This window comes from Mesorhizobium sp. M0563 (assembly GCF_040321065.1).
Classification (GTDB): Bacteria; Pseudomonadota; Alphaproteobacteria; order Rhizobiales; family Rhizobiaceae; genus Mesorhizobium.
In genome coordinates this window covers 234,942-260,520 of sequence record NZ_JAMYQV010000006.1, presented here as the reverse complement: position 1 = coordinate 260,520, position 25,579 = coordinate 234,942, and the positions used below count along the sequence as shown (strand labels likewise).

General features: G+C 62.7%; 27 protein-coding genes and 1 pseudogene. 12 read left to right on the top strand and 16 right to left on the bottom strand.

Going from position 1 to position 25,579, the window contains the following annotated elements; all coding sequences use genetic code 11:
• Positions 1-53: 53 nt before the first annotated feature.
• The gene (gene tcmP, locus NKI50_RS11485) at positions 54-602 is read left to right on the top strand and encodes a three-Cys-motif partner protein TcmP (protein WP_352640291.1); all 549 of its coding nucleotides are present in this window, start codon (positions 54-56) and stop codon (positions 600-602) included.
• Here the strand turns inward: tcmP and NKI50_RS11480 are convergent.
• From NKI50_RS11480 to NKI50_RS11465, 4 genes are all read right to left on the bottom strand, one after another.
• Positions 599-1,351, bottom strand: a complete 753-nt coding sequence (locus NKI50_RS11480; protein WP_352495041.1) for a DUF5131 family protein — start codon at positions 1,349-1,351, stop codon at positions 599-601. The genes tcmP and NKI50_RS11480 overlap by 4 nt on opposite strands.
• 162 nt (positions 1,352-1,513) lie before the next feature.
• Positions 1,514-2,479 (bottom strand): substrate-binding domain-containing protein, encoded by a 966-nt coding sequence (locus tag NKI50_RS11475; RefSeq protein ID WP_023718175.1) that lies wholly within the window; start codon positions 2,477-2,479, stop codon positions 1,514-1,516.
• Positions 2,476-3,789: an ABC transporter permease gene (locus tag NKI50_RS11470; RefSeq protein ID WP_023718176.1), complete on the bottom strand. Its 1,314-nt coding sequence runs from the start codon at positions 3,787-3,789 to the stop codon at positions 2,476-2,478. Before NKI50_RS11470 ends, NKI50_RS11475 begins: the two co-directional genes overlap by 4 nt.
• Positions 3,786-5,369, bottom strand: coding sequence for a sugar ABC transporter ATP-binding protein (locus tag NKI50_RS11465; protein WP_352716565.1), 1,584 nt, complete (start codon positions 5,367-5,369; stop codon positions 3,786-3,788). Before NKI50_RS11465 ends, NKI50_RS11470 begins: the two co-directional genes overlap by 4 nt.
• A 217-nt stretch (positions 5,370-5,586) precedes the next feature.
• Here NKI50_RS11465 and NKI50_RS11460 point away from each other — a divergent pair, with 217 nt between their 5' ends.
• Together NKI50_RS11460 and NKI50_RS11455 are read left to right on the top strand one after the other, a co-directional pair.
• Positions 5,587-6,606 carry a LacI family DNA-binding transcriptional regulator gene (locus NKI50_RS11460; RefSeq protein ID WP_023718178.1) on the top strand — a complete coding sequence of 340 codons (1,020 nt, stop codon included), beginning with the start codon at positions 5,587-5,589 and terminating at the stop codon, positions 6,604-6,606.
• A gap of 254 nt (positions 6,607-6,860) precedes the next feature.
• On the top strand, positions 6,861-7,484 hold the full coding sequence (locus NKI50_RS11455) for a L,D-transpeptidase (protein ID WP_352640289.1): 624 nt from the start codon (positions 6,861-6,863) through the stop codon (positions 7,482-7,484).
• Between the two features lie 157 nt (positions 7,485-7,641).
• On the opposite strand, the gene NKI50_RS11450 is transcribed toward NKI50_RS11455, so the two are convergent.
• From NKI50_RS11450 to NKI50_RS11440, 3 genes are all read right to left on the bottom strand, one after another.
• Complete coding sequence (locus NKI50_RS11450; protein WP_352716562.1) at positions 7,642-8,643, bottom strand: LLM class flavin-dependent oxidoreductase; 1,002 nt, start codon at positions 8,641-8,643, stop codon at positions 7,642-7,644.
• 157 nt (positions 8,644-8,800) lie between these two features.
• On the bottom strand, positions 8,801-9,961 hold the full coding sequence (locus NKI50_RS11445) for an AI-2E family transporter (protein WP_023718182.1): 1,161 nt from the start codon (positions 9,959-9,961) through the stop codon (positions 8,801-8,803).
• 118 nt (positions 9,962-10,079) lie between these two features.
• Entirely contained in the window at positions 10,080-11,138 is a 1,059-nt protein-coding gene (locus NKI50_RS11440) for an LLM class flavin-dependent oxidoreductase (protein WP_352716560.1), read from the bottom strand.
• 231 nt (positions 11,139-11,369) lie between these two features.
• On the opposite strand from NKI50_RS11440, the gene NKI50_RS11435 reads away from it, so the two are divergent.
• Positions 11,370-11,798, top strand: coding sequence for a DUF6481 family protein (locus tag NKI50_RS11435; protein ID WP_352716558.1), 429 nt, complete (start codon positions 11,370-11,372; stop codon positions 11,796-11,798).
• A gap of 83 nt (positions 11,799-11,881) precedes the next feature.
• Here NKI50_RS11435 and sugE read toward each other — a convergent pair whose 3' ends face one another.
• Together sugE and NKI50_RS11425 are read right to left on the bottom strand one after the other, a co-directional pair.
• The gene (gene sugE, locus NKI50_RS11430) at positions 11,882-12,196 is read right to left on the bottom strand and encodes a quaternary ammonium compound efflux SMR transporter SugE (protein ID WP_352484330.1); all 315 of its coding nucleotides are present in this window, start codon (positions 12,194-12,196) and stop codon (positions 11,882-11,884) included.
• 153 nt (positions 12,197-12,349) lie between these two features.
• Positions 12,350-12,475 carry a hypothetical protein gene (locus NKI50_RS11425; RefSeq protein WP_352716556.1) on the bottom strand — a complete coding sequence of 42 codons (126 nt, stop codon included), beginning with the start codon at positions 12,473-12,475 and terminating at the stop codon, positions 12,350-12,352.
• 215 nt (positions 12,476-12,690) lie between these two features.
• Between NKI50_RS11425 and NKI50_RS11420 the strand changes: the two genes are divergently transcribed.
• The 3 genes from NKI50_RS11420 to NKI50_RS11410 all read left to right on the top strand — a co-directional run bounded on the left by NKI50_RS11420 (position 12,691) and on the right by NKI50_RS11410 (position 15,041).
• Positions 12,691-13,500 carry a transglutaminase-like domain-containing protein gene (locus NKI50_RS11420; protein ID WP_023718185.1) on the top strand — a complete coding sequence of 270 codons (810 nt, stop codon included), beginning with the start codon at positions 12,691-12,693 and terminating at the stop codon, positions 13,498-13,500.
• Positions 13,501-13,606: 106 nt separating this feature from the next.
• Positions 13,607-14,569 carry a cation diffusion facilitator family transporter gene (locus NKI50_RS11415; RefSeq protein WP_352484329.1) on the top strand — a complete coding sequence of 321 codons (963 nt, stop codon included), beginning with the start codon at positions 13,607-13,609 and terminating at the stop codon, positions 14,567-14,569.
• A 67-nt stretch (positions 14,570-14,636) separates the two neighbouring features.
• Positions 14,637-15,041, top strand: a complete 405-nt coding sequence (locus tag NKI50_RS11410; RefSeq protein ID WP_352484328.1) for a GFA family protein — start codon at positions 14,637-14,639, stop codon at positions 15,039-15,041.
• 43 nt (positions 15,042-15,084) lie between these two features.
• On the opposite strand, the gene NKI50_RS11405 is transcribed toward NKI50_RS11410, so the two are convergent.
• Positions 15,085-16,347, bottom strand: a complete 1,263-nt coding sequence (locus NKI50_RS11405) for a DNA recombination protein RmuC (RefSeq protein ID WP_352495036.1) — start codon at positions 16,345-16,347, stop codon at positions 15,085-15,087.
• 103 nt (positions 16,348-16,450) lie between these two features.
• On the opposite strand from NKI50_RS11405, the gene def reads away from it, so the two are divergent.
• Genes def through truA form a run of 4 tightly spaced genes read left to right on the top strand, consistent with a single transcriptional unit; the run spans position 16,451 to position 19,207 of the window.
• The gene (gene def / locus NKI50_RS11400; protein WP_023718189.1) at positions 16,451-16,981 is read left to right on the top strand and encodes a peptide deformylase; all 531 of its coding nucleotides are present in this window, start codon (positions 16,451-16,453) and stop codon (positions 16,979-16,981) included.
• Positions 16,982-16,997: 16 nt separating this feature from the next.
• The gene (fmt, locus tag NKI50_RS11395; RefSeq protein ID WP_352716580.1) at positions 16,998-17,927 is read left to right on the top strand and encodes a methionyl-tRNA formyltransferase; all 930 of its coding nucleotides are present in this window, start codon (positions 16,998-17,000) and stop codon (positions 17,925-17,927) included.
• Positions 17,924-18,433, top strand: a complete 510-nt coding sequence (locus NKI50_RS11390; protein ID WP_292662840.1) for a GNAT family N-acetyltransferase — start codon at positions 17,924-17,926, stop codon at positions 18,431-18,433. Before fmt ends, NKI50_RS11390 begins: the two co-directional genes overlap by 4 nt.
• Positions 18,434-18,451: 18 nt before the next feature.
• Entirely contained in the window at positions 18,452-19,207 is a 756-nt protein-coding gene (gene truA, locus NKI50_RS11385; RefSeq protein ID WP_023718192.1) for a tRNA pseudouridine(38-40) synthase TruA, read from the top strand.
• On the opposite strand, the gene NKI50_RS11380 is transcribed toward truA, so the two are convergent.
• Both NKI50_RS11380 and dapE read right to left on the bottom strand, forming a co-directional pair.
• Complete coding sequence (locus tag NKI50_RS11380; RefSeq protein ID WP_023718193.1) at positions 19,189-19,797, bottom strand: hypothetical protein; 609 nt, start codon at positions 19,795-19,797, stop codon at positions 19,189-19,191. The two genes, truA and NKI50_RS11380, sit on opposite strands and share 19 nt — an antisense overlap.
• A 2-nt stretch (positions 19,798-19,799) precedes the next feature.
• Positions 19,800-20,999, bottom strand: coding sequence for a succinyl-diaminopimelate desuccinylase (dapE, locus tag NKI50_RS11375; protein ID WP_352484327.1), 1,200 nt, complete (start codon positions 20,997-20,999; stop codon positions 19,800-19,802).
• 129 nt (positions 21,000-21,128) lie between these two features.
• Here dapE and NKI50_RS11370 point away from each other — a divergent pair, with 129 nt between their 5' ends.
• Positions 21,129-22,160: a 2-dehydropantoate 2-reductase gene (locus NKI50_RS11370; protein WP_352495035.1), complete on the top strand. Its 1,032-nt coding sequence runs from the start codon at positions 21,129-21,131 to the stop codon at positions 22,158-22,160.
• Here NKI50_RS11370 and NKI50_RS11365 read toward each other — a convergent pair.
• The 4 genes and pseudogenes from NKI50_RS11365 to dapD all read right to left on the bottom strand — a co-directional run bounded on the left by NKI50_RS11365 (position 22,150) and on the right by dapD (position 25,543).
• A complete protein-coding gene (locus NKI50_RS11365; RefSeq protein WP_023718195.1) occupies positions 22,150-23,250 on the bottom strand; it encodes a GGDEF domain-containing protein in 1,101 nt (366 codons plus the stop codon). The genes NKI50_RS11370 and NKI50_RS11365 overlap by 11 nt on opposite strands.
• Positions 23,251-23,483: 233 nt before the next feature.
• Positions 23,484-24,271 (bottom strand): annotated as a pseudogene (locus NKI50_RS11360) (hypothetical protein).
• Between the two features lie 21 nt (positions 24,272-24,292).
• The gene (locus NKI50_RS11355; protein ID WP_031193743.1) at positions 24,293-24,664 is read right to left on the bottom strand and encodes a DUF805 domain-containing protein; all 372 of its coding nucleotides are present in this window, start codon (positions 24,662-24,664) and stop codon (positions 24,293-24,295) included.
• Positions 24,665-24,688: 24 nt separating this feature from the next.
• Positions 24,689-25,543 carry a 2,3,4,5-tetrahydropyridine-2,6-dicarboxylate N-succinyltransferase gene (dapD, locus tag NKI50_RS11350; protein ID WP_352484324.1) on the bottom strand — a complete coding sequence of 285 codons (855 nt, stop codon included), beginning with the start codon at positions 25,541-25,543 and terminating at the stop codon, positions 24,689-24,691.
• Positions 25,544-25,579: the final 36 nt, after the last annotated feature.

Below are 25,579 nucleotides of genomic sequence, written 5' to 3'. Positions count from 1 at the left end.
GTCCAGAAGTTCCTTCTCAATAGCCATGCGATGATTCTCTCCTTTCCATCATCATGGCCTCGCGCACAGAATTCCCGACAGTCCCGGCTTGCGAGAAACGGCTACGCGCGCTGAACGCTCCGGTCGTGGCTATCACGGGTAATGCTGTTGCCACCATCAAGACGATCGTCAGCCTTGTGAATCCTCATAGCCTGAACTTCGCATACCTGGATCCTTACAACCTGGAGACTCTCAATTTCGAGATGATTAGGACGCTGTCAGACCTCCGATACGTCGACATACTCGTACATGTCAGTCAGATGGACCTGCAGCGAAACCTCGACAAATACTCGTCGGGCGACTCGGCGGTTTTCGATGCCTTCATTCCTGGCTGGCGTAGCGCCATCAAAGCGGGAAACGCCAAGGCAACACGCCAGGCAATTTTGCGCTATTGGTCCGAGCTTGTTGGGCGACTTGGCGTGTGGCCCTCCCCGGAACCCAAGCTAATAACCGGGCCTGGCAACCAGCCGCTTTATTGGCTCCTGCTAGTCGCCAAGCATGAACTCGCTCTGGCGTTTTGGAAGGTCGCGGCTAACAAGCAGAGACAAGGCAACCTTTTCTAGGCGGTAGCTGCCGGCATTTCATCGTAGATACGACCATTGAGCGTGCGGCCGGCGGCTTTCTTGTTATTGCCTCCCCACTGCTTGAAGAAGAATGCCGTGCCCGCGCGTCGGCACATCGTTTGGATCTCGTCGACCCAGTGAGGATTCATATATCGTGCCCCTGGCCCGCTTTCACCGCCAACGATCGCCCAATGAATATCGGTGAGATTGGCACCGGCTACAGACCCGATCAACGGCTCTAGAGAAACGAACCGGATTGCTGCTGGTGCACGGCGAAGGTCATCCAGCCGACCCAGCACTCGATGATCTTCAACACTGGTCCCGAGCCAGACATTCGGCAGAACGGGAAAGTCGCCACGAGTCAGAACCTTGGCCATAACTTCCGGGCGCTTCGTCAGAATCTGATACGTATGCCGCGGCGTCTCTTCCATCACAGCCCATACCTGTCGAATGAAATCTGCCGGCACGTCGACATGAAAGAGATCAGACATCGAGTTCACGAAAACGCGGCGTGGTTTCGACCAAGTTACAGGGATCGACAGTGATTTCGGATCGGTCATTACTTTGCCGGTCCACTTCGCTCGGCCGCCCGTCTTGCGCGTCAGGCCCTGATATTTGTTCACGCCCATGGCTTCTAGCCGTGCCGCCATGCGCATCGCGTAGCAGTTCGTGCAGCCGGCGGTTAGGATCGTGCAGCCGGCCACCGGGTTCCACGTCGCGTCGGTCCATTCGATTGAGGTCTCAGCCATAGGAAGATTCTCCTTCACGTTGATGGTTAATTCAAGGTGATGAAGCTTCCGTTATCGGGTTTTGACGACTGAGTAGGGTTCGGCCACAGCTTTCCCACCCAAAGAGCAGGAGAGCCGTGGCCGAATCCTGAACACCGGAGCCGCCTTCTCCGGCAATAGGCTTCAGAGGCCGTTGTCCTTCAGGATCTGGGCAGCATTTTCCTTGGTGATCTTCTGCGTCGGCAGGATGATGGTCTTTTCCACCTTCTCGCCGTTCAGGAACTTGATCGCCTGCCGCAGCCCTTCGGCGCCCGGCGTCACATAAGTGAACGTCGCCGTCAGCTCGCCATTGGCGACGAGTTGCACGCCTTCATTGGGCAGGCCGTCGATGCCGATGAACTTGATGTCCTTCTCACGTCCGGCGTCCTTGGCGGCAAGATAGGCGCCATAGGCCATTGGATCATTGTGGCCGTAGACGAGATCGATCTTTTCGTTGTTGCGCAGCGCCGTGGCCATGATGTTGTAGGCCTGGTCCTGCTTCCAGTCGCCCGACTGCTGGTCGAGCAGGTTCTTGATACCCGGCTCCTTGTCGGTGAATTCATGGAAGCCGTCATGGCGGTCATGCGCCGGCTGGGTGCCCATGCCGCCCCAGATTTCGACGACGTTGCCGGCGGCCTTGCCCTTGCCGCCAAGCAGCTCGACGGCATATTCACCGGCAGCCCGGCCGATCAGCTTGTTGTCGCCGCCGACGAACTGCGTGTAGTCGTTGGTTTCGACGTTGCGGTCGAGCACGAAGACCGGGATCTTGGCATCGATCGCCTGCTGCACGACGCCGGTCAGGCCGGCGGACTCTTTCGGCGACACCAAGAGCGCATCGACCTCCTGACGGATCAGGTTTTCGACATCGGCGACCTGCTTCTCGGTCTTGTCCTCGCCGTCGGTTACGATCAGCTCGACTTCCGGATGCTTGGCCGCTTCGGCCAGGATGTCCTTGTTGAACTGGGCACGCCAGGGTTCGATGGTCGTAACCTGCGAGAAGCCGATTTTCCATTTCTTGTCCTGCGCGTGGGCACCGCTGGCAAGCATCGCGGTCGTGGTCAGGAGTGCCGCTGTCAGCGCGGCAAGCTTCAACAATTCACGTCGTTTCATTTCTTGTTTCCTCCAATATTCAGAGACGCGGTCTCTTGCGACGGCCGCTTTGCCGCGGCCGTTTCCTTGTGCGCTTGCCCACCGGGCAATCGCAGATAGAAGAGAAGATCGCCGGCATTGCGCTCCTGTACGAGCACGGTACCGATGATGATCATCCCCTTCAGCACCAGCTGAAGGTTCGAATTGATGTTGTGCAGCTGCAGGATGTTAGAGAGCAGCCCGAAGATCAGCACGCCGCAGAACGTCCCGGTGAGGCTGCCGCGTCCGCCCATCAGGCTGGTGCCGCCGATGACCACGGCGGCGATCGCGTCGAGTTCCAGCCCGGCGCCGGCGTCCGGCTTGCCTTGCCGGTATTGCGCGACATAGAGCACCGCCGCGATGCCGGCCAGCAGCCCCGAAACCGCGTAGGTGGCGATCTTGACGCGGCCGGCGGCGATGCCGGACAGCCGGGCCGCTTCCTCATTGCCGCCGATGGCATAGACATAGCGGCCAAACGGCGTGAAGCGCAGCACGGCGCCGTAGATCAGGATCGCGCCGAGGAAGAACAGGCCCGGCATCGGAATCACGCCGAACACCAGCGAGCGCAGCATTTCGAAATCGGCGGTGGCATTCGAGCCGGTGTAGACCGGCAGCACCGCATTGTTTTGGCCGGCTGTCAGCCGGGCGATGCCGAGCGCAGTGACCATCATCGCCAGCGTCACGATGAAGGGCTGCAGCCGTCCGGCGACGATGATGAAGCCGTTGAGCGCGCCGAACAGCAGGCCGACGCAAGGCGCCACCAGCAGCACGCCGAGCACGCCGAATTTTGAGCCTACCTGCGGCAGCAGGAACCACAGCACCAGACTGCACAGGATCACCCCGACAATGCCGGGGGTAACCAGCCCACGAACGCTATCCAACCTGATGTCGTGCGTGGCCTGCGCGCCGGCGCGGGATTTTTCGATGTTCAGCAGGATGAAACGGGTGACGAGAATGCCGAGGCAAAGGGCTGCCACAGCAACTGTCGGCACCCCCAGCACCACCGCCGGCGTCACGCCGGGGACCGTCAGCAGCATGGCACAGACTACCGTGCAGATCGCCATCAGCGAGCCGACGGAAAGGTCGATACCGCCAGTGATGATTACCGCCGTCATGCCAGTGGCAATCAGCCCCGTGGTCGACACCTGGCGCAGCACATCGAGCAGGTTGCCGTAGGACAGGAAGATGTTGTTGCCCTTGGAGCTGATCGGCGAGCCAAGCACGCCGATCAGGAAGATTGCGATCAGGCCCCAATAGAGCTTCGTCCGGGACAGGATATGCAAAATGCTCATGCAGCAGGCCTCGTCATGGTCCGTCGCGGCGCTGCAAGCCGCATGATGGCCTCCTCGCTGGCTTGCGCGCGGGACAGGATTCCCGTCTGGCGGCCATCGGCCATGACCAGGATACGGTCGGAAAGATGCAGCAGCTCCGGCAATTCCGAGCTGATGACGGCGATCGCCAGCCCGTCTCGCGCCAGCTTGAAGATGAGATCGTAGATTTCCCGCTTGGCGCCGACATCGATGCCGCGCGTCGGCTCGTCGAGCAGCAGCACCCGTGGCCTCGTCGCCAGCCATTTGCCGATGACGACCTTCTGCTGGTTGCCGCCGGACAGCGTGCCGGCCGGCTGCTCGACGGTTTCGCAGCGAATACCGAGCGCCTTGACGGCGTCCCGTGCCAGCCCTTGCTCGCCGGCCAGCGAGCGCAGGCCGAACCGCGCCAGCGCGCCGACCAGCGGCAGCGCGACATTGTCGGTGATCGAGGCCTCGAGATGCAGGCCTTGCGTCTTGCGGTCTTCTGTGACCAGGGCGATGCCGAGCCGGCGCGCATCGCGCGGCGAACGGATTTCTACTGCCTCGCCATCGAGCCTGATCTCACCGCCAGCACGTCCTCCGCTGGACCCGAAGATCGTTTCCAGGATTTCGGTACGGCCCGAGCCCAGCAGCCCGCCGATACCGAGGATTTCTCCTGCGGCAAGATCGAAGCTGACGCCGTCGAGCACGGTGCGCCAGCCATGGCGATTGGGCTTCGATAGCGACAGCTCGCTTACGGAAAGGATGGTGTTGCCACCGGGGATGCGGTGCTCCTGGGAGGAAGCAAGCAGGTTTCGCCCGACCATCGCCGAAATTATGGCGTCTTCGTCGAGCTTGTCCATCGTCTGCGTCAGGACGTGGCGTCCATCGCGAAACACGGTGACCCGGCTGGTCAGATGCATGACCTCGTCGATGCGGTGCGAAATGTAGACGATCGCCACGCCGCTATCGGCGAGCTGGCGGATGATGCGGAACAGCCGCTGGCATTCGGCTGGCGACAGCGCCGAGGTCGGCTCGTCCATGATCAGAATGCGCGCCGACATAGACAGCGCCTTGGCGATCTCGACCAACTGCTGTTCGCCGACGCGCAAGGCACCGACGCGCGCATCCGGGTCGAGCTCGATGCCGAGCCTGTGCAAGAGCGCGCCGGCAGCGCGGCTGCTCGCCTTGCGGTCGACAATCAGCCCGGCGATCAGCTTCTCGCGGCCGAGAAAGATATTGTCCGCGACGCTGAGTTCGGGAACGAGGTTCAGCTCCTGGTGGATGATGGCGATGCCGGCGCGCTCGGCTTCGCGGACGCCGGCAAAGCGCACCGGATGGCCATCGATACTGACCGTTCCGTTATAGTCCGTATAGACGCCGGATAGTATTTTCATCAGCGTCGACTTGCCGGCGCCGTTCTCGCCCATCAGCGCATGGACCTCGCCGCGCCGCAGTTCGAAGCCGACATCGACAAGCGCGGCGATGCCGCCGAAGGACTTGGAGATGTGCTCGGCGCTCAGCACGATAGCCGAGCCGTCCGCCATAACGCCTTCCGCAGGGATGGAATTGCCGTGCTGCATGACAAGGACGGCCTCCCTCCGTCGTCACCGAACGCCTCAAACGCTAATCTAAACGTTTCGATCATGTCAAGCCAATATCTGGTGTCGAAGATTGTTCCATTTCAATTCTTGCGCAAAACCATAAGATTCCGTACGTATTGCTGCCGCGGAGTGGTGAAACGTTTCGAAAATGACAGCGTCAGGACGAAAAAAGCAGCGCAAATCCACTGCACCGACCATGCTTCACGTGGCCGAAGCGGCGCGTGTTTCCGTGGCCACCGTATCGGCGTTGATCAACGGCACCGCGACCGTCAGCCCCGAGCTCAGCCAGCGCATCGAACAGGCGATCCGCGACATCGGTTACAAGCGCAACGCCATCGCCCGCAGCCTCAAGATGGGCACCACACGCACCATCGGGCTCACCGTCCCACACATCACCAACCCGTTCTTTACCGACGTGGTTTCGGTGATCCAGCAGGCTTTCGACAGGGCCGGCTACGCCGTCATGCTGTGCTGCACCGACGAGCACCTGAACACGCAGGACGACCAGATCAGGCTGCTGCTCGACCGGATGGTCGACGGGCTGATCGTCGCGCGTGTCGGCGACGGCGCGATCCTCAAACGGATTGTCGACGACGCCAATGTGCCGGTCGTGCTACTCGACCGTGTTTGCCAGGGTGTCGACACCGATGCCGTCGTTCTCGACAATCAGCGCGCGGTGTTCGACGCCATCACTTATCTGATCGATCTCGGCCATCGGCGCATCGGCTACATCTCCGGCTCGTTCGATATCTCGCCGATGCATGACCGCATGGCGGGATACCGGGAAGCCCTCCAGACCGCGGGCCTGCCGGCCGAGCCCGAGCTCGTCCGCTTCGGCAATTTCCACGAAGTCGATGGCTACAACGCCACCATGCAGCTGCTTTCGCTGCACGACCGGCCGAGCGCCATCTTTTCGGCCAACAACCCGATGGTGATCGGCACGATGAAGGCCATCCGCGATATCGGCCTGTCCTGTCCGGAGGATATTTCGGTCGCCTGCTTCGACGATTTTCCGTGGTCGGATGTGTTCCGGCCGCAATTGACCACGGTCGCACAGCCGGTGCAGGCGATTGGCGAACAGGCGGCCAATCTGCTGCTCGACCGGCTCGCCGGCAACAGGGATGCGCCGCCGCGCAAGCTGACGCTCAAGGGACGCCTGATGATCCGCAATTCATGCCGGCCACTTGGCGCGATCGCACAAAGCGTCAGCGCGTAGCGCTTGGGCTCTGTTCAGAAACGTTGTAATGCCGGACGGACAGCGCTCCCTCTGTCCTGCCGACCCCGGCCCTTCGCAGCCGCTACGGGCGTTCGTCGTTCGAAAACCGAGCAATTGAAGGACGCGGCGCCGATCGAGCCAAGTGGGCAACAATCAGCCCGCCGACAAGCAGGAAAATCTTGGCAATCGAAGCATGTCGGATTAGGAATATGACGAGATGCGGCTGATCGCCTACACGGGCGCCGGCTTGAGTCATGTGCGTGAAATCGATCCTAATCGGGCTGGTACTTGCTGGGATGGTCGCATTCTTCGGCTGCACCACCGGCGGCGCATTAAAGACTTTCCCCTCGGCCTATGGCGGCCTCACCGACGCCGGTTTTCGCGTTCCGCCGGTTCCGATCTACAAGGTTGACCAAAAGTTCCATCGGCAGACAGTGCCTTATGCGACTGAAGAGGCGCCTGGCACCATCATTGTCGATACAGGAGCGAAGTTCCTCTACTACGTGTTGGGAGACGGTCAGGCGCTGCGCTACGGAATCGGCGTTGGCAAGGCGGGCTTCGAGTGGCATGGCACTGCTCACGTTGCGAGGAAGCGCGAATGGCCGGATTGGAGCGCGCCGTCTGCGATGATTGTGCGCGAGCAGAAGCGGGGCCGCATCATACCGGCTCATATGGAGGGCGGACTCATGAACCCGCTCGGGGCGCGGGCGCTCTATCTTTTCAACGAGAAAGGTGACACTGGATATCGCCTGCACGGTAGCCCTGAATGGTGGTCCATCGGCAAAGCTGTGTCGGCGGGCTGCATTCGCCTCATGAACCAGGACATCATCGATCTCTACAACCGCTCCACAATCGGCACCAAGGTGATCGTCATTTAGTAGACGCCGCGTTTCCGTCTAACAGACGAGCATGACGGATCGAAAACTCTCCGCGTAAAGCGCGCGAACTGTTCGCGATGTCTTCGCACACCTGTTCGCGATGTTCCCTGCCTAAGGCCGGCCTTGCCCGCAACAGTGCCAAGTGGCGAACCACCTCTCAGGCAGCTTCCGACAGCGATTTGTGGGCGTCGGTCAGTATCTCGAACGAGCGCACCCGCGCCGCATGGTCGAAAATCTGCGCTGTGACCATCAGTTCGTCGGCGCCGGTGCGGCGCACGAATGCCTCGATGCCTTGCCTGACCGTTTCGGGGGAGCCGACGACGGCGCAGGAAAGCGCCTGGCCGAGCATGGTCTTGGCCATTGGATCGAGGTCGCGCTCATATCCTTCGACCGGCGGCGGCAATCGGCCGGGCCGGCCGGTGCGCAGATTGACGAAGGCCTGCTGCAGCGAGGTGAACAACAGCCGCGCCTCGGCATCGGAAGGAGCAGCGAAGACATTGAGGCCGAGCATCACATAGGGCTTGTCGAGCTGCTCCGAAGGCTGGAAGCGCGAGCGGTAGATCTCCAGCGCATGGTCGAGCTCGGCCGGCGCAAAATGCGAAGCGAAGGCGTAGGGCAGGCCGAGCGTGGCGGCAAGCTGCGCGCCGTAGAGGCTGGAGCCGAGAATCCAGATCGGCACCTTTTCGCCTTCGCCGGGCACCGCGCGGATGCGTTGGCCGTCTTCGGCTGGCTGGAAGTAACCGATCAGCTCGACGACGTCCTCCGGGAAATTGTCGGCGCCAGCGTCGAGGTTGCGGCGCAGCGCCCGTGCCGTGGGCATGTCGGTGCCGGGCGCCCGGCCGAGGCCGAGATCGATGCGGCCGGGATGCAGAGCGTTGAGCGTGCCGAATTGCTCGGCGATGACAAGTGGCGAATGATTGGGCAGCATGACGCCGCCGGCGCCGACGCGTATCGTACGGGTACCTCCGGCCACATGGGCAATGACCACCGAGGTGGCGGCGCTGGCGATGCCTGGCATGTTGTGATGCTCAGCCAGCCAGTAGCGCTTATATCCCAGCCGCTCGGCATGACGGGCGAGATCGAGCGAATTGGCGAGCGACTGCGAAGCATTGCTGCCTTCGACGATCGGCGACAGGTCGAGAACGGAAAGAGCGGTCATCGGCGGGGATTCCTGTGGACCGGACGGATGTAGGAAGCCGTTGCCGGGGCGGCAAATTCAAAATGTTGATCGAGCGCTGTGCGCCTGACGGATGTGCAACCGATGCAAGGTCGTTGATATGCACACCAATCAGTGACGCTTTTGGGCTCTTAAGCCGCTACCTTTTTGGCTCGGAAATCTCTTCATCCTCGATTACCGCCGTGTGCTGCGCCGCGAGGAAATTGCCGACATGGCTGAGACCGTCGAAATGATCGCAGAATACCTTGATGACGACCAGCAGCGGCACCGCCATCAGCGCGCCGACGAAACCCCATAGCCACGACCAGAAGGCGATGGCGATCAGGATCGCCACGGCGTTGATCTCGAGACGGCGGCCGACCACCGTCGGCGTCACGAACTGGCCTTCGACGACGTCGCATAAGAGGACGAAGGCCGGCGCCAGCAGCGCATAGGAAATCGTGTCGAAGCTGATCAGCGCGATGATCGTGACCAGCGTGATGGTGGTCAGCGCCCCGATATAGGGCAGGAAATTGAGCAAGGCCGCTGCCGCGCCCCAGACCTGCGCGTTGGGCACGCCGAGTGCCCACAGGCCGAGCCCGATGACCACGCCGAGACATGTATTGATGACCGTGACAGTAAGCAGATAGTGCGAGATTTCACGCTCGACGTCATAGACTACGCGCAGCGCCCGCTTCTTTTCGCTTAGACTGGGGAAGGACTGGACGATCTTTTCATAGAACATCGTGCCCGAGGCGAGCAGGAACAGCGACAGGACGAAGACGATGGTGACGCTGGCGCCGGCCGACAGCACATTGCCGGCGGCCTGCGAGAGAATACCCGATGGCGCCATCGCCACCCTCTGAACGCCCGGCTCCTGGGACGTCTGTGTCAGGCCCTCGATCTGGCGCGAAATCTCCACGATCCGTTCGAACGGACGGCGCAGTTGTGCCAGACGTTCGGTAAGCTGCTGGCCGATCGTCGAGGTGTTGTTGATGAGGTCGATGACCGGGCCGCTGAGCAGATATCCCGCGACGGCGACGAGGCAAAACGAAAGCAGCACCAGCAGTGTCGCCGAAATGACATCGGGCATGCCATGCTTGCGCAGGAAGCGAACGATCGGCGTCAGCGTCAGCGCCAGCAGAAAAGCCAGAATGACCGGCATGAAGAAGGCGCGGGCGAAGTAAAGCGCGTAGATCGCCATGAGGATGAAGATGCCGACGAGCAGCGAACGCATCAGATGCGCATCCGCCCGCGCCTCGACGCGCGAATCCGGGCTTTCGGCAGCGCTTGCGCCCGAAGCGGCGGGTTCGGCCTTCATTCTGACCCTCGGCGGCACACCGCGATTGGTGTAGACCGTTGGCGAAAACGCCTCTGCGGCTTCAAGGTTCCGTTAGCCGGCGTCACCGGCAAGGCCGCCTCGCGGCTTTGCTGGTGAATCAGGCAACCGGCGCTGCCGCGGCGACGGCCTTCGCAGTTTCCCGGCGCACGATCGGCGCCACCTTGGTGCCGTAGAGTTCGATAGCCTTCATGACCTTGGCGTGCGGCATGGTGCCGATCGCCATTTGCAGCAGGAAGCGGTCGTTGCCGAATATCCTGTGCTGGGCAATGATCTTGTGCGCCACCTGTTCTGGATTGCCGACGAACAGGGCGCCGTTCGGGCCGCGCGATTGGTCGAAATGAGCCCGCGACGTCGGCCCCCAGCCGCGCTCGCGGCCGATGCGGTTCATCACTTCGGCCTGCGGCCTGTAGAAATCGTCGGCTGCCTGGTCGGCGGTGTCGGCGATGAAGCCGTGCACGTTGAGGCTGGTGGCAAGGCTCGCCGGATCGCTGCCGGCCCGCCTGGCTGCATCCCTGTAGATGTCGAACAGTGGTGCAAACCGCGCCGGTTCGCCGCCGATGATCGCCAGAGCCAGCGGCAACCCGAGTACGCCAGCCCGCGCCGCCGATTGCGGCGTACCACCGATCGCGATCCACATCGGCAATTTGTCCTGAAAGGGCCGGGGATAGACGCCGCGATCGTTGATCGGCGCGCGCAGACTGCCCGACCAGGTCACCTTGACATGATCACGGATGGCGAGCAGCAGGTCGAGCTTCTCGGCAAAGAGCTCGTCATAGTCTTCGAGATTATAGCCGAACAGCGGAAAGGATTCGATGAACGAGCCGCGCCCGGCCATGATCTCGGCCCGGCCGCCGGACAGAAGATCGAGGGTGGCAAACTGCTGAAAGACGCGCACCGGATCGTCGGAGGACAAAACGGTGACCGCGCTGGTCAGCCTTATGCGCTTGGTTCGTTCGGCAGCCGCCGCCAGCGCCACCACCGGAGCGGAGGCAGCATAGTCGGGACGGTGGTGCTCGCCGAGACCAAAGACGTCCAGCCCGACCTGATCGGCGAGCTCGATCTCCTCGATCAGGTTGCGCAGCCGCTCATGCGCACCGATCGCACCGGGACCCGGTTCCGGGCTGACGTCAGCGAAGGTGTAGAGACCGAGTTCCATAGTGGTGTCATCCTAGCGTTTTGTCTTGGCGCTACAGGTAGCGATCAGTCCGCTGCGCCGCCAGAGGCCTGGATGGTGAACAGTGCGGGTGGCTTTCAGCCGAATTCGATCGAAATGGCGTCTCCCGGTTGCAACAGATCAGAATTTCATGGCTGGCATACCGTTTTGGCGCTTGAACTCTCGGTTTTCACGCGTATGTAAGCCTCGCAAATTGACTCCAGGGAAGTGGACTTGGCTATCTACAGGGAAAAAGACGTTTTCGAGCGGCGCAATGCCGCAAACGAGGCAAAGAAGGCGCTTCTGGAGCGCTTCAAGGCAAAGCCGGCGGCAGATGATCCAGCGGTGCTGGCACGACAGGCCGAGCGCAAGGCAGTCCTCGAGGCCCGCGCGATGCGCGAGGCCGAAAAGGCCAGGCTGAAGCAGGAAAAGCTGGCGCGCGAAGCGGCCGAAAAGGCCGAGCGCGAGGCAGCTGCCGAAGCGGCACGCATTGCCGCCGAAGAGGCAGCACAGGCCGAAGCGAAGATCCGGGAAGCTGAAGAGAACGAGCGCATCGCCCGTTTTCTTGCCGACGAGGCCGAACGCAAGGCCAAGCGTGACGCACGCTATGCCGCGCGCAAGCAGCGCACCGGCAGGACGCCGCCCGGCTTCTCCGCCCGATAGCGCCTTCCGGCGCTGATCGGCCGAATTCAAGAATCAGGGCCGCCTTGCAGCGGCCCTGAAGGCGTTTGGTCTGTCGGGCCGACTTAAGCCGCGAGCTTCAGTCCCATAATGCCGCAAACGATGAGCGCGATGCAGGCCAGCCTGATCGCGGTCGCCGGCTCCCCGAGCAGCCATATCCCCAACAGCGCCGTGCCGACGGTGCCGATGCCGGTCCATACCGCATAGGCTGTGCCGACCGGCAGTGCCTTCAGCGCCAGGCCGAGCAAGGTCAGGCTGACAATCATCGAGGCTACCGTCAGGACGGTTGGCAGCGGCTTCGAGAATCCGTCGGTGTATTTTAGGCCGATCGCCCAGCCGATCTCGAACAGGCCGGCGAAGAACAGGAAAATCCACGACATCGGAACGCTCCGTTTCGATGGCTCCCGGCCGATCTCTTGAAAGCGCAAAAACTATCTTCGCCGCATCCATATGGGATGCTCGTGCGCTTAATGAACAACAATACCGGCCGCATTTGCGGCCGGTCGAAATAAGCCAAAACGGTAGCTGCGGCCCTACTTGTCCTTCAGCTTCATCGCCTTCACCGGCGGTGCCTTCAGGCCCGGCGCCGGAGCGGGTTTCTTCGCGTCCTTCTTCGGCTTGCGGGCTTCCTTGCCTGCCTTCATCGCACCTTTAGCCATGATTCGTTCCTCCGGTTGATGTCTGGCGAAGTGAAACAAGAGAAAACGCTAGACTGCAAGAGGCCGCTGCCGTGCAGTCGCCTTGGCCGATGGCTGTCAACCGGTTTCTAATTCCCTCGTAAACCGCAGCGGTCCGTGCGATGGTCCTCTTCGCACTGCAGCATCAGCCCTTGCGTTTCGCCGGCTGATGATCGCGCAGTCCGGTCAGGACGACAATGCGGATCCACATCGGTTGCCAGATGAGCTTCGACTTCCCGCAGGAAACACCGCTGATCGCGATGCTCAACGTCCATTATTCGCGCGCATCCGATCTCGAGCGGCCGGACTTCCTGACGTCGAACCCGCCGGTGCCGATCGAAAGCTATCGCGACAGTTTCGGCAATTGGTGCAACCGTCTCGTTGCGCCGGCCGGGCGCTTTGCGTTCGGCACGGACGCGGTCATCCGCGACCCCGGCTCCTTCGAGACGCGCGAGCTGACGGCATGGCAGCATGAGGTGCGCGATCTGCCGTCGGAGACGCTGCTGTTCCTGCTGCCCAGCCGCTATTGCGAGAGCGACGTGCTGGCGAACGAAGCCTGGCGGCTGTTCGGCAATACGCCGCTCGGCATCCCGCGCGTCCAGGCGGTCTGCGACTTCGTCCATAATCATATCGTCTTCAACTATTTCAATGCACGGCCGACACGCACCGCAGCCGAAGCCTATCGCGAGCAGAGTGGTGTGTGCCGCGACTTTGCCCACCTCGCAGTCGCCTTCTGCCGCGCCCTGAACATCCCGACCCGCTACTGCACCGGTTATATCAGCGATATCGGCCTGCCAAAGCCGTGGTCGGACATGGATTTCGCCGCCTGGATGGAGGTTTATCTCGGCGGCCGCTGGCACGCGTTCGACCCGCGCAACAACGCGCCGCGCATCGGCCGCATCCTGATTGCCTCCGGACGCGATGCCGCCGATGTCCCACTCACCCACATTTTTGGACCGGGCGCGCTGGCTGGCTTCAAGGTCTGGACGGAGGAGGTCATCGAATAGCCTCTCGCGCTGCCCTTTTGAACAACTCGACACTTCGGGCGTTGTTCGAGCTGTGGAGCGTGGGCGTGCTCCGCTAATCTCGGTGCATCAACCAAGGCAGCACACCATGGCGGCGCATGGCGGGTCGAAAAAAGTGATCTATGCGGCGCTCGCCGGCAATCTTGCGATCGCCCTGACCAAATTCGCCGCTGCCTTGTTCACGGGCAGCTCGGCAATGCTCTCGGAAGGCGTCCACTCGCTCGTCGATACCGGCAATGGCAGCCTGCTGCTTTACGGCATGCACCGCGCCGCCCGGCCGGCCGATCGGACGCATCCGCTAGGCCATGGTCGCGAGCTGTATTTCTGGAGCTTCATCGTCGCGCTCCTCGTCTTTGCACTGGGCGCCGGCATATCGTTCTACGAAGGCGTGACGCACATCATGGCGCCGGAGCCGATTGCCAACGCAAAGGTGAACTACGCTGTACTTGGCCTTTCCTTCCTGTTCGAAGGCACCTCCTGGCTGGTGGCGCTGAACGAGTTCCGCCACCAAAAAGGCAGCCACGGCTGGCTCGAGGCGGTGCAGCTCAGCAAGGACCCGAGTGTCTACACCGTACTCTTCGAGGACAGCGCGGCACTTCTCGGCCTCGTTGTCGCCTTCGCCGGCATATTGGCGGCGGAACTGCTGGACATGCCGAAGCTCGACGGCGCCGCGTCGATCGGCATCGCGCTGATCCTGGGCGCGACCGCGATCTTCCTGGCCCGCGAAAGCAAGAGCCTGCTGCTCGGCGAGCCGGCCTCGCCCGAGGTGCAAATGAAAGTGCTGGCCATTGTCCAGCAGGACCCGGCGGTGCGGCGGGCAAATGGCGTACTGACGCTCCATATGGGGCCTCAGGAGATCGTCGCCGCTCTGAGCATCGAGTTCGAGGACCACTTGTCGGCGCCCGAGATAGAGACCTGCGTCGAACGCCTCGAGACACGGCTGAAGGCGGAGATGCCGGAGGTCACGCGCCTGTTCGTCAAGCCGCAGACCACCGGCACCTGGGAACGGCGGAGCAAGGCCTTGGCGGCGTCCGGAGGGGAGCCGGCCTGAGGAAAATGGCTGCGCCATCGGGCAGTCCCGGTTATGATTGCGCGCAAAAGCTCCAGGAGGAACGAAGATGAAAATCGACGGCGGGTGTCATTGCGGCGCCATTACTTACGAGGCCGAGGTCGATCCGGAAAAGACCACCATTTGTCACTGCATCGATTGTCAGAAGCTAACCGGAACGGCCTTTCGCGTCACCGTGCCGGCGTCCGAGGACAATTACACGATCACCAAGGGCGCGCCGAAAATCTACATCAAGACCGGTTCGAGTGGTGCCAAGCGCGCTCAGGCATTTTGCGGTGAGTGCGGCTCGCATCTCTACGCCACGTCGGCGGGCGCGGGACCGAAGGTTTACGGCATCAGGGTCGGCACGGCATGGCAGCGCGATCAACTGGTGCCGAGAAAGCAGATCTGGCATCGCTCGGCGCTGCATTGGCTGCCGGAATTCGAAGGCACAACCATCATCGAGGAGCAGTAGCGCCAGACCGGGCGAAGCCTCGGCTCCGGTTCCGGCGTAGCTCTCAATCGTCGCCTTCGACGACCCTTAGCCTCAGCTGCCCGGTTTTCGAATCGGCAACACGCGCGCTGCTTTCCGCTTTTGCTCCGCTGCCATTCGACCCAGCGGTGTCCTCCGCCGGCTGCACGCCAAACTCCAGCGCCTCGATCTTTTGTCCGCGCCTGGTCACCTTCGATGTCGAGACGAGGATGTCCTCGATATCCTTGGCCGATTGACCGAAATGCGTCTGCAATTTGCGCACCCGCTCGTCGAGCCGAGAGACGTCTTCCATCAGCCGGATGACCTCGCCCTGGATCAGGTGCGCCTGCTCGCGCATACGGGCATCCTTGAGGATCGCCTGGATGACCTGGATCGACAGCATCAAAAGCGATGGCGAGACGATGACGATCCGCGATCGATGCGCCTTTTGGACAACGGCCTCGAAATTCTCGTGGATTTCGGCGAACACCGATTCCGAGGGCACGAACATGAAGGCAGTGTCCTGCGTCTCGCCCTGGATCAGGTATTTTTCGGAAATATCCCGGACATGCACCTCGATGTCGCGGCGGAAAGCCTGAGCGGCGGACTTCTGCAGGTCGGCGCCTTCGGCGGCACGGATGGCATTCCAGGCCTCGAGTGGAAACTTTGCATCGATGGCAAGCGACGGTGCGCCGTTCGGCATCTTCACCAGGCAGTCGGGCCGGCTGCCATTCGACAAGGTCGCCTGGAATTCATAGGCGCCGTGGGGCAATCCGTCGGCGACGATGGCTTCCATACGCGACTGGCCGAAGGCGCCGCGCGTCTGCTTGTTGGAAAGGATCGCCTGCAATTGCACGACCTGGCCGGCCAGCGACTGGATGTTGCCTTGCGCGATATCGATGACCGCCAGCCGCTCCTGCAGCTTGGCGAGGCTCTCATGCGTCGATCTCGTCTGCTCGGTCATGGTCTGGCCGAGGCGGCCGGTCATGGCGTCGAGGCGCTGGCCGATCGACTGGGTCAGTTCGGCCTGACGCGCCCCGAACACTTCGGCGATAGCGCCCATACGGCCCTGCATTTCCGCCTGGCTTGCCAAGATGCCGGCCATCCGCACCTCGGCGTCGCGGGCGTGGTCGGCGGCTTCGGCGGTCGCCATTGCACGCGCCTTGGCCGATCGCCAGAGCGCAATGACGAGCGCCACGAACAGGCCGAGGAACAGCATTGCGCCGAAACCCAGGGCATGGCCGAGCGTGATCGTGGTGGCGCCGAGGCGGGCGACAGGTTCGGACAGGATGGTGGCCAGATCGTTCATGCCGACAGCATAGATGATTCGGTCTGGCGGCACAGATCAAAACGTGAACGACCAGAAGGCGTCCCGGTTGACGCTTTTCCTGCGAGGTCTTAGGTGAGACGCCATGTCGATCAAGCCGCTTATCATCCTCCCCGATCCCGTCCTGCGTCAGGTTTCAAAACCGGTCGAGCGTGTCGACGGTGATTTGCGTAAACTGGCCGGCGACATGCTGGACACCATGTATGACGCGCCCGGCATCGGCCTCGCGGCGATCCAGGTCGGCGAACCCTTGCGCTTGCTGGTGATCGACCTCGCCAAGGAGGACGAGACGCCGGCACCGCACGTCTTCATCAATCCCGAAATCCTCGACAGCTCCGACCAGCGTTCGGTCTACGAGGAAGGCTGCCTGTCGATCCCGGATTACTATGCCGAGGTCGAGCGTCCGGCAGCGGTGCGGGTGAAGTATCTCGATCGCGACGGCAAGCTGCAGGAGATCGAGGCCGAGGGGCTGATGGCGACCTGCCTGCAGCATGAGATCGACCACCTAAACGGCGTGCTGTTCATCGACCACATCTCCAAGCTGAAGCGCGACATGGTGGTCAAGAAATTCAAGAAGCTCGCCAGGGACAAGGCGCCGGGCAAGATGGTGGGATAGGGGTCGACGAATGCCCCTGCGTGTCATCTTCATGGGTACGCCCGAATTCTCCGTGCAGACGCTGCGAGCGATCGCCGGGGCAGGGCATGAATTGGCAGCCGTCTACACGCAGCCGCCGCGCGCCGCAGGCCGGCGCGGGCTCGAGCTGACGCCGTCGCCGGTGCAGCGTGAGGCGGAGCGGCTTGGCATCGAGGTGCGGTCGCCGGTGTCGCTGAAGAGCGAGGCGGAGCAGCAGGCGTTCCGCACCTTGCGCGCCGATGTCGCCGTGGTCGTCGCCTACGGGCTGCTTCTGCCCAAACCTATTCTCGAGGCGCCGCGGCTCGGTTGCCTCAATGGCCACGCATCGCTATTGCCGCGCTGGCGCGGCGCTGCCCCTATCCAGCGCGCCATCATGGCCGGCGATACCGAGACGGGCATGATGGTGATGCGGATGGAGGAAGGCCTCGACACCGGGCCTGTGGCAATGGTTGAAAAATGCGCCATTGGACCCGACATGACGGCCGGCGGTCTGCACGACCGGCTGATGATCCTGGGTGCTGCGCTGATGGTGCAAGCGCTCGAACGGCTCGAGCGGAATACGCTGACATTTACCACACAGGCGGAGGTGGGGGTGACCTACGCCAAGAAAATCGATAAATCGGAGACTCGCATAGACTGGCTGCGACCTGCCGGCGACGTGCACAACCAGATTCGCGGCCTGTCGCCCTTTCCCGGTGCATGGTGCGAGGCCGAAATCGGCGGCCGCATGGAACGGCTGAAACTGCTTCGCTCGACGCTCTCGCAAGGCGCCGGCGAACCGGGAGGAATTCTCGATGACCGGCTGACGGTTGCCTGCGGGTCAGGCGCGATCAGGCTGGTCGAAGTTCAACGTGCGGGCGGAAGGCCCATTGCCGCGCAGGAGTTTCTGCGCGGGGCCAAGCTCGAAAAAGGGATGAAATTGTCATGAGCATGATGTCCATACGCGCGGCGACGCCGCGGGACCGCGAGGCGATCCGCCTTGTCGAAGAACACGCATTCGGCCAGCAGGCGGAGGCCGGACTGGTCGACGCGCTGGTCACCGGCGGTGATGCCGTCGTCGAACTGGTGGCGGACGAAGACGGGCAAGTGGTCGGCCATATCCTGTTTTCACGGCTCTTCGTGCAGAATGGCGGCAAGAGCTTCCCGGCAGTCGCGCTGGCGCCGCTGGCAGTCGAGCCGTCGTTCCACGGCACCGGCATCGGCGGTGCCCTGGTCCGAGAGGCTCATATCCGCCTGAAAGCCGCCGGCGAGACGCTCGCTGTGGTGCTCGGCGATCCGGCCTACTATGGCCGCTTCGGCTACAGCCGCGCCCGTGCAGCGAAATTCGAGAGCGACTACCAAGGCGAGGCTTTGCAGGCGCTTGCCTGGGGCGAGGCGCCGGAGACCGGCAGGCTGGTCTACGCCTCGGCCTTCGGCTCAGCCCTCGCCGCCTGATTTCGCCTCGATCCGAGAATGCCGCGTTTTCGCCTCGACATCGAATATGACGGCAGTCTCTTTGCCGGCTGGCAACGCCAGGCCAATCAGCCTTCGGTGCAGCAGGCGATCGAGCAGGCGATCGAGAAGTTCTGCGGCGAGCAGGTCTCTCTGCGCGCCGCCGGCCGCACCGATGCCGGTGTCCATGCGACCGCTCAGGTGGCGCATGTCGATCTGGTCAAGGCATGGCCCGGCGACAAGGTGCGCGACGCCGTCAACGCGCATCTGCAAGCGGCCAAGGCGCACATCGCCATCCTGAAGGCCGCCGTCGTGCCGGATGGCTTCGATGCGCGTTTCTCGGCGATCGGCCGCCACTATCTCTACCGTATCGTCAACCGCCGCGCGCCAGCAGCGCTCGACAAGGGCAAGATCTGGTGGGTACCGAAGCAGCTCGATGCCGCCGCCATGCACGAAGCGGCAAAAGTGCTGCTTGGCCGGCATGATTTCACCACCTTCCGCTCGACCCAGTGCCAAGCCACCAGCCCGGTCCGCACGCTCGACCGGCTGGATGTCAGCCGGGCGGGCGATTTCATCGAAGTCCGCGCTTCGGCGCGGTCATTCCTGCACAACCAGGTGCGCTCGATGGTCGGCTCGCTCAAACGTGTCGGCGAAGGCGGCTGGGCCATTGCCGACCTCAAGGCCGCGCTCGAGGCGCGCGACCGTGCGGCCTGCGGTCAGGTGGCGCCGCCCGACGGGCTGTTTCTAGTCGGCGTCGATTATCCGACGCCTGGCTGATCCGGCACGCTGATACCGAGCAGCGCCTGCAGGCCGAACAGGACGATCAGCGACGCCACGAACATGCCGGCAAAAACAGCGCTGCCGACAGCCGCACCCCTGCCGATGGCAACGTTGGTCATCCGCCAGGTCAATACCATTGACAGCGCGAACAGCAGCAGCGACACCAGCCCGGAGACTTCGTTGGCCGATGTCAGGAAAAGCCGGATCAACGCCGATGGCAGCATCATCCAGGCGATGATCGCCGAGGCCCAGTTGCTGGCGACGACATAATGGACGAAACGGCTGCCGACGCCGACCCGCGGCGCGACCAGGGCCAGGCCGATGAGCGGCAGCACCCAGGCGCCGATATCGACGGTGGCCAGCCGGATCAACATGCTGAAACGGCCGACGAATGCGTCGGGATCGCCGATCTCGTTGGCAATGCCGACCCAGCCGACGATCAATGCCGGCGCCGCGACGACGATGGCAAAAAAGGAGTTCCAGAAACCGTCCGCCGAAAGGTCGAGCAGGCGAAATCCGTCGGCCTTGCCGAGCATCAGCCGCCAGGCGCCGGCAAGCGAAGCATAGGTTTCATCCGCTGAAAGCATCACTAGGATATGTCCTGCGCAAACCAGTCTTCAACGAAGCGCAGATAAATCTGCGTCAGCGTCTCGAGATCGGCAATCGCCACACGTTCGTCGACCATGTGCATGGTCTTGCCGACCAGGCCGAATTCGACCACCGGACAATAATCCTTGATAAAGCGGGCATCGGAGGTGCCGCCGGAGGTGGAGAGCGCCGGCTTCCTGCCGGTCACCGCTTTGACCGAACCGCCAAGCGTCTCGATCAGCCTGTCGTCGCGTGTCAGGAAAACATGGCTCGGCCCGTCGCGCCAGACGATCTCGTAGTCGACCGGCGTCTTCTTGCCGGCGCGGTATTTCTTGCGTTTCGCCGCCCGGTCGAGGCGGTTGTGGATCTCGGCCTGGATCGTCTCGGCGGTCCATGTGTCGTTGAAGCGGATATTGAAGGTAGCTGCTGCCTTCGCCGGGATGACGTTGGTGGCGGGATTGCCGACATCGATGGAGGTCACCTCAAGGTTCGTCGGCTGGAAATCCCTTGTTCCGTTGTCGAAGACGGGGTGCAGCAAGGCGTCGACCAGCGTCACCAGGCCGCGCACCGGATTGTCGGCTAGCTGCGGATAGGCGGCGTGGCCCTGGCGGCCGTTGACGACGACCGTGCCCGATAGCGAGCCGCGCCGGCCGATCTTGATCATATCGCCAAGCGCGTCGGGATTGGTAGGCTCGCCGACGATCGAGGCATCCCATTTCTCGCCTTTGGCGGCCGCCCATTCGAGCAGCTTCGTCGTGCCGTTGATCGCCGGGCCTTCCTCATCGCCGGTTATCAGCAGCGAGACCGACCCCTTCGGGCCGCCCTTCTGCTCGACATGTCGCGCCACCGCCGCGACGAAACAAGCAATGCCGCCCTTCATGTCGACGGCGCCGCGGCCGAACATCTCGCCATTGGCGATCTCGGCGCCAAAGGGCGGGTGCGTCCAGGCTGCCTCGTCGCCCACCGGCACCACGTCGGTATGGCCGGCAAACATCAGATGCGGGCCATTGCCGGAACGCCGCGCGTAAAGGTTCTCGATGTCCGGTGTGCCGGCTTCGGAAAACACCGGTCGCTCGACCGCAAAGCCGAGCGGCTTCAACATCGCCTCCAGCGCGCGCAGCGCACCGCCTTCGGCGGGCGTCACGGAAGCACAGCGGATGAGTGCAGCGAGATTTCTAACCGGATCGGTAGGCAGCATCATGGGCAAAAGCGATAGTCGAAAGCGCAAGGTCTGTCACGGCCAGACGTGAGGGCCAGCCATGCCGCCGACATTATGGTTTTCATGTCGTATAATTGCGGCAAGGTCTCTCGACCAGAACAGGGCCATCGCATGGTCACGCGTGGCAAGACGATCGTAATCGCCGGTGCCGGCAGTATCGGCTGCTACGCCGGCGGCTGCCTGATACTTGCCGGGCGAAAGGTGTTTCTGCTGGCGCGACCGCGCGTCGAGAAGGCCCTGCAAGAAGCTGGATTGCGCATCACCGACCCTGACGGCCGCGACCGTTCTGTCAAACCGGACGCATTGTCGGTCACCGCCGATCCGGCGGTAGCATTCTCCGATGCCGATGTCATTTTGGTAACGGTCAAGAGCGGCGCGACGCAAGACATGGCCGGGCTGATTGCCGCCCATGCCCGACCGGACGTGGTGATACTCAGCCTGCAGAACGGCGTCGACAATGCCGATAAATTGCGAGCCCATCTCACCGCCCAGCCGGTGCTCGCGGGCATGGTGCCGTTCAACGTGGTCCAATCGCCGGAGGGCGAATTGCCGCTTCGCCTGCACCGCGCCAGCGGCGGCAAAGTGATGATCGAACAGGGCTCGGCGGGCCTTGACGAACTGCTTGATGTCGAGGGGTTTGCCGTCGCGACGCATGGTGACATCGACGCGGTGTTATGGGACAAGCTGCTGCTCAACCTCAACAACGCGCTGGTGGCGCTTTCCGGTCTGCCGCTGGCGGCAGAGCTTGCCGATCGCCGCTGGCGGCTGATCCTGGCCGGTCAGATCGACGAAGCATTGGCGGCAATGACGGCGACAGGCATCGAACCCGCTCGCATCGCCGGCCTGCGTCCCGCACTGCTGCCGAAAGTGCTTCGCCTGCCCGACGGGCTGTTCAAGTTCTTGGCGCGGCGGATGCTTGCCATCGATCCGGCCGCGCGTTCGTCGATGTGGGATGACCTGCGGCGCCGCCGGTCGACGGAGATCGGCGAACTGCAAGGCGCGGTCCTGCGTTTGGCCGAAAAGGCCGGCACGCCGGCGCCTTTGCTGAAGCATGTCACTGCACTGGTGCGCGCGGCCGAGCAGGAGAGGCGCGGATCGCCTTGCTTGCCGCCGGAAGCTGTCGCTGCGACCGTCAGATCGTAGCCCGCACAGGCGCCCAATAACGGCCCTTGCCGGTGCGCTTGGCTTCGTAGAGTGCATGGTCGGAACAGGTGAGCAGGATTTCCGGATCGCCGCCGTCGGCGGGTGCAAAGGCGCTGCCGACGCTCAAGCCGACATGGATGGCGGAACCGACCCCGAGGTCGAAAGGCACCGAGACCTTTTCGATGGCCCGCTTTGCCAGATAGGTGGCCTCGATCTCCGAGGTTGCGGGCAAAAGGATGACGAATTCGTCGCCGCCGATACGGAAGACCACGTCCCCCGGCCGGAAGCCGCGCTTCAATCGTTCGGCCACCTTGCGCAGCAGCACGTCGCCGACCGCATGACCAAAACGGTCGTTGACCTGTTTGAAGCCGTCGAGGTCCATGCTGAGCACGGCAAACGGCTTGCCGCCATTGGCGGCCGGCGCCGCAAGGTCGCGGCACATGTCGCGCAATTTTTCCTGCAGGAAGATGCGGTTTGGCAGGCCGGTCAGCGCGTCCTTGATCGCTAGGTCGCGATTGTCCAGCTCGGCGCGGATCATGCGGGCGTTGATTGCGTGGTTCTGAAGCAGCACGATGATGACGCCGGCCACATAGAACGGCGTTTGAATTCCGACGATCGGCATTCCGGGCGCTGCGGAAAACAATGCACCGACCACGTAAGGCAGGCTTACGGCCAACATGACGAATATGGCGAAGCGCGGGGTGGCCGCATTGCGTGACGACACCACGCCAACGACACCTGCGACATTCAAGGCGGCAAGTACGGAAAGCGCCATATTCCCGCTGGCAACACAGCCATAGCAGCCGAGGCCGAAAACGACCGACCATACACCGCTGGCTGCCATCAGGCCCGCCAGCGGCCCTTTCGAGCCGCGCCTGCGGGCCTGCTCGCATTCCCGCATCAGCAGAACGCGGACGACGAAAAGCATCAGGTCGGCTGCGATCCAGGCGTAGGGCCACCAATCCTTCGTGGCAAGTGCGGCGCTGACCGCAACCACCAAAACGCTGATGGTGCCGAACAAGACTGCGAATTTGCGGTCGAAAGTGGTGTCGAGAAGCCGGGCGCGGACGGCTTCCGGTTCCAATCTCATCGGCGAAGAGAACCAGGCAAACAGGCGAGCGGCGGCGCTCCACGTTTTGCGCGGCTCCTTGGTGGTCAGGGATAGGTCGCTTGCCAGTCGAGCGCTCCGTGCCGGTCGACACAGTTTTCGCCGGCATGCTGGGCCAGGGTGATTAACATTCGCTTAGAGCGTCCGGCGCAAAACCGGGGTTTCGGAACTCCCCGCTCTGCCGCTCTAGCGGATCTGCCGCCGGCTCGCGGGTCTTAGCTTGCCGGCCCCGGTCGTCTGCGGACTGCAGGCCGACGCGGCGGACCCGGCTCGGGATCGGTTTTCTTCGCATGTGCCGGCTGCCCATGAGGGGTTTCGATCAGCGTGATCTTCTGCCAGATCTTTCGCGACAGGTTCGACGCCAGGTTCTCGATGTCATTGACGCCATCGATGACCACGGCGTCATTGACCGACTGGGCAAACAGCGCGGCGATCTTGCCGGTGATCGACAACATTTCGGAGCAATAGTCGAGATAGCGGGCAAGGTCGGCGGCGTTGGTGATGCGGGCTGGCGAATGTGCAGTCGGCTTGAAACTGGCTGAAAGTGCTGCCGGATCCTTGGTCAGCTGGTGCATGTCGATGACGTGGATGAGCGACCGCAGCCCGTGGAGTTGGCGGAACACCCGCTTGCGCTTGATCCGCTCCTCGGAGCGGATCAGGGCCAGGAAGCCCAGCACGGCGAGGATGATCATGTTGAGGGAGCTTCGATGCCTTGCACCGACTGGAAGGCATCGTGGTTTCCCGAGATGCGGCCGAGCGGCAGGATTGTGCCGACGAACAGGAACATCAGCGCTCCGACGACGAAAGCGGCGATGATGAGGCCGCGCAGCCACCAGATCGGCGCCTCCAGCGCCTTGGCTGCCTTTGCCAGATCGCGCGACAGCGACACGAGCTCGGCGGCGACGCCGCGCAGGCCTGCATCGGGAAAGCGCTCGGCGACGCGCTCTTCCAGCCGTTCGGCGGTTTCGAGGATCAGTTTCGAATCAAGCGAGCGGTAGCGCATGACGAAATGTCCGATTGGCGCTCAGGGTTCGGCCGGTGCGTTGGTGCGCTTGCCGTAGCGGTTGGGGCCTGGGTCACTTTTGAAAAAAGCCAGGATAAAAAGCAGGACGAAGCCGATAATGAGAGAGATCAATGCGTAATAGGCAGGCTTGCCGAAATCATGGAACCGCTTCGCCGTTAGCGCAAAGGTCGACCATGTCGAGACGAACACAGCGATCCATAAGGCGAGCGCCCAATACTGGCTCGCGGCAGTGCCTAACGGCGTTCGCGCGAACTGGTAGAGCAGAAAGAGTTGAACGATGACCGGCAAGAGGCCAGCCAAAACATAAGCGCTCGGATTCACCCGCCCAGAAAGGCTGAAGAAAAGCCATAGGAATTGAGGTTTGTCAGTCAACCCGGTGCATCCGTTCTCGGGAGATCAATCGCGCAGCAATTCGTTGATCGAGGTCTTGGAACGGGTTCTTGCGTCGACCCGCTTGACGATGACGGCGCAGTAGAGGCTGGGGCCGGGCTCGTTGTTTGGAAAAGGCTTGCCCGGCAGTGAGCCGGCGACGACGACGGAATTGGCCGGCACTTCGCCGTAGAAGATCTCGCCGGTGGCGCGGTCGACGATCTTGGTCGATTGGCCGATGAAGACACCCATGCCGAGCACTGAGCCCTCGCGAACAATGCAGCCCTCGACCACTTCGGAACGGGCGCCGATGAAGCAATTGTCCTCGATGATGGTTGGGCCGGCCTGCATCGGCTCCAGCACGCCGCCGATACCGACGCCGCCCGACAGATGCACATTCTTGCCGATCTGGGCACAGGAGCCGACCGACGCCCAGGTGTCGACCATGGTGCCGCTATCGACATAGGCGCCGACATTGACGAAGGACGGCATCAGCACGGCGCCCGGCGCGACGTAGGCAGAGCGGCGCACGATCGACGATGGCACGGCGCGGAAGCCGGCCTTCTCGAAATCGACGGCGCTCCAGCCGTCGAACTTCGAAGGCACCTTGTCCCACCATACCGCCTGACCGGGACCACCCTTGATGATCTCCATCGGGTTGAGCCGGAAAGACAGCAGCACCGCCTTCTTCAGCCACTGATTGACGTGCCATTTGCCGTCGGCCTGCCGCTCGGCGACGCGAGCGACGCCCCGGTCGAGCAGGTCGAGCGCCGATTGGATGGCCTCGCGCGTCTCGCCGCGGGTTGCGGTCGAAATGGTGTCGCGTTCCTCGAAGGCGTTCTCGATGATCTTCTCGAGACTCGCGAGATCGGGCTTCGACATGAATTCGCTCCATTACCAAGCTGTTAAGGGCCGGCG

What these genes read in the sequence shown, in the direction of transcription:
- NKI50_RS11425 (WP_352716556.1), bottom strand. Translation starts at nt 12,475, where the DNA reads ATGGCTAAAGGTGCGATGAAGGCAGGCAAGGAAGCCCGCAAGCCGAAG.
- NKI50_RS11405 (WP_352495036.1), bottom strand. Translation starts at nt 16,347, where the DNA reads ATGAACGATCTGGCCACCATCCTGTCCGAACCTGTCGCCCGCCTCGGC.
- tcmP (WP_352640291.1), top strand. Translation starts at nt 54, where the DNA reads ATGGCCTCGCGCACAGAATTCCCGACAGTCCCGGCTTGCGAGAAACGG.
- NKI50_RS11480 (WP_352495041.1), bottom strand. Translation starts at nt 1,351, where the DNA reads ATGGCTGAGACCTCAATCGAATGGACCGACGCGACGTGGAACCCGGTG.
- truA (WP_023718192.1), top strand. Translation starts at nt 18,452, where the DNA reads ATGCCGCGTTTTCGCCTCGACATCGAATATGACGGCAGTCTCTTTGCC.
- NKI50_RS11465 (WP_352716565.1), bottom strand. Translation starts at nt 5,369, where the DNA reads ATGCAGCACGGCAATTCCATCCCTGCGGAAGGCGTTATGGCGGACGGC.
- NKI50_RS11470 (WP_023718176.1), bottom strand. Translation starts at nt 3,789, where the DNA reads ATGAGCATTTTGCATATCCTGTCCCGGACGAAGCTCTATTGGGGCCTG.
- dapE (WP_352484327.1), bottom strand. Translation starts at nt 20,999, where the DNA reads ATGATGCTGCCTACCGATCCGGTTAGAAATCTCGCTGCACTCATCCGC.
- NKI50_RS11370 (WP_352495035.1), top strand. Translation starts at nt 21,129, where the DNA reads ATGGTCACGCGTGGCAAGACGATCGTAATCGCCGGTGCCGGCAGTATC.
- NKI50_RS11390 (WP_292662840.1), top strand. Translation starts at nt 17,924, where the DNA reads ATGAGCATGATGTCCATACGCGCGGCGACGCCGCGGGACCGCGAGGCG.
- NKI50_RS11475 (WP_023718175.1), bottom strand. Translation starts at nt 2,479, where the DNA reads ATGAAACGACGTGAATTGTTGAAGCTTGCCGCGCTGACAGCGGCACTC.
- NKI50_RS11420 (WP_023718185.1), top strand. Translation starts at nt 12,691, where the DNA reads ATGCGGATCCACATCGGTTGCCAGATGAGCTTCGACTTCCCGCAGGAA.
- NKI50_RS11460 (WP_023718178.1), top strand. Translation starts at nt 5,587, where the DNA reads ATGCTTCACGTGGCCGAAGCGGCGCGTGTTTCCGTGGCCACCGTATCG.
- NKI50_RS11445 (WP_023718182.1), bottom strand. Translation starts at nt 9,961, where the DNA reads ATGAAGGCCGAACCCGCCGCTTCGGGCGCAAGCGCTGCCGAAAGCCCG.
- NKI50_RS11380 (WP_023718193.1), bottom strand. Translation starts at nt 19,797, where the DNA reads ATGCTTTCAGCGGATGAAACCTATGCTTCGCTTGCCGGCGCCTGGCGG.
- NKI50_RS11415 (WP_352484329.1), top strand. Translation starts at nt 13,607, where the DNA reads ATGGCGGCGCATGGCGGGTCGAAAAAAGTGATCTATGCGGCGCTCGCC.
- NKI50_RS11410 (WP_352484328.1), top strand. Translation starts at nt 14,637, where the DNA reads ATGAAAATCGACGGCGGGTGTCATTGCGGCGCCATTACTTACGAGGCC.
- NKI50_RS11450 (WP_352716562.1), bottom strand. Translation starts at nt 8,643, where the DNA reads ATGACCGCTCTTTCCGTTCTCGACCTGTCGCCGATCGTCGAAGGCAGC.
- NKI50_RS11365 (WP_023718195.1), bottom strand. Translation starts at nt 23,250, where the DNA reads ATGAGATTGGAACCGGAAGCCGTCCGCGCCCGGCTTCTCGACACCACT.
- def (WP_023718189.1), top strand. Translation starts at nt 16,451, where the DNA reads ATGTCGATCAAGCCGCTTATCATCCTCCCCGATCCCGTCCTGCGTCAG.
- sugE (WP_352484330.1), bottom strand. Translation starts at nt 12,196, where the DNA reads ATGTCGTGGATTTTCCTGTTCTTCGCCGGCCTGTTCGAGATCGGCTGG.
- NKI50_RS11440 (WP_352716560.1), bottom strand. Translation starts at nt 11,138, where the DNA reads ATGGAACTCGGTCTCTACACCTTCGCTGACGTCAGCCCGGAACCGGGT.
- dapD (WP_352484324.1), bottom strand. Translation starts at nt 25,543, where the DNA reads ATGTCGAAGCCCGATCTCGCGAGTCTCGAGAAGATCATCGAGAACGCC.
- NKI50_RS11455 (WP_352640289.1), top strand. Translation starts at nt 6,861, where the DNA reads ATGTGCGTGAAATCGATCCTAATCGGGCTGGTACTTGCTGGGATGGTC.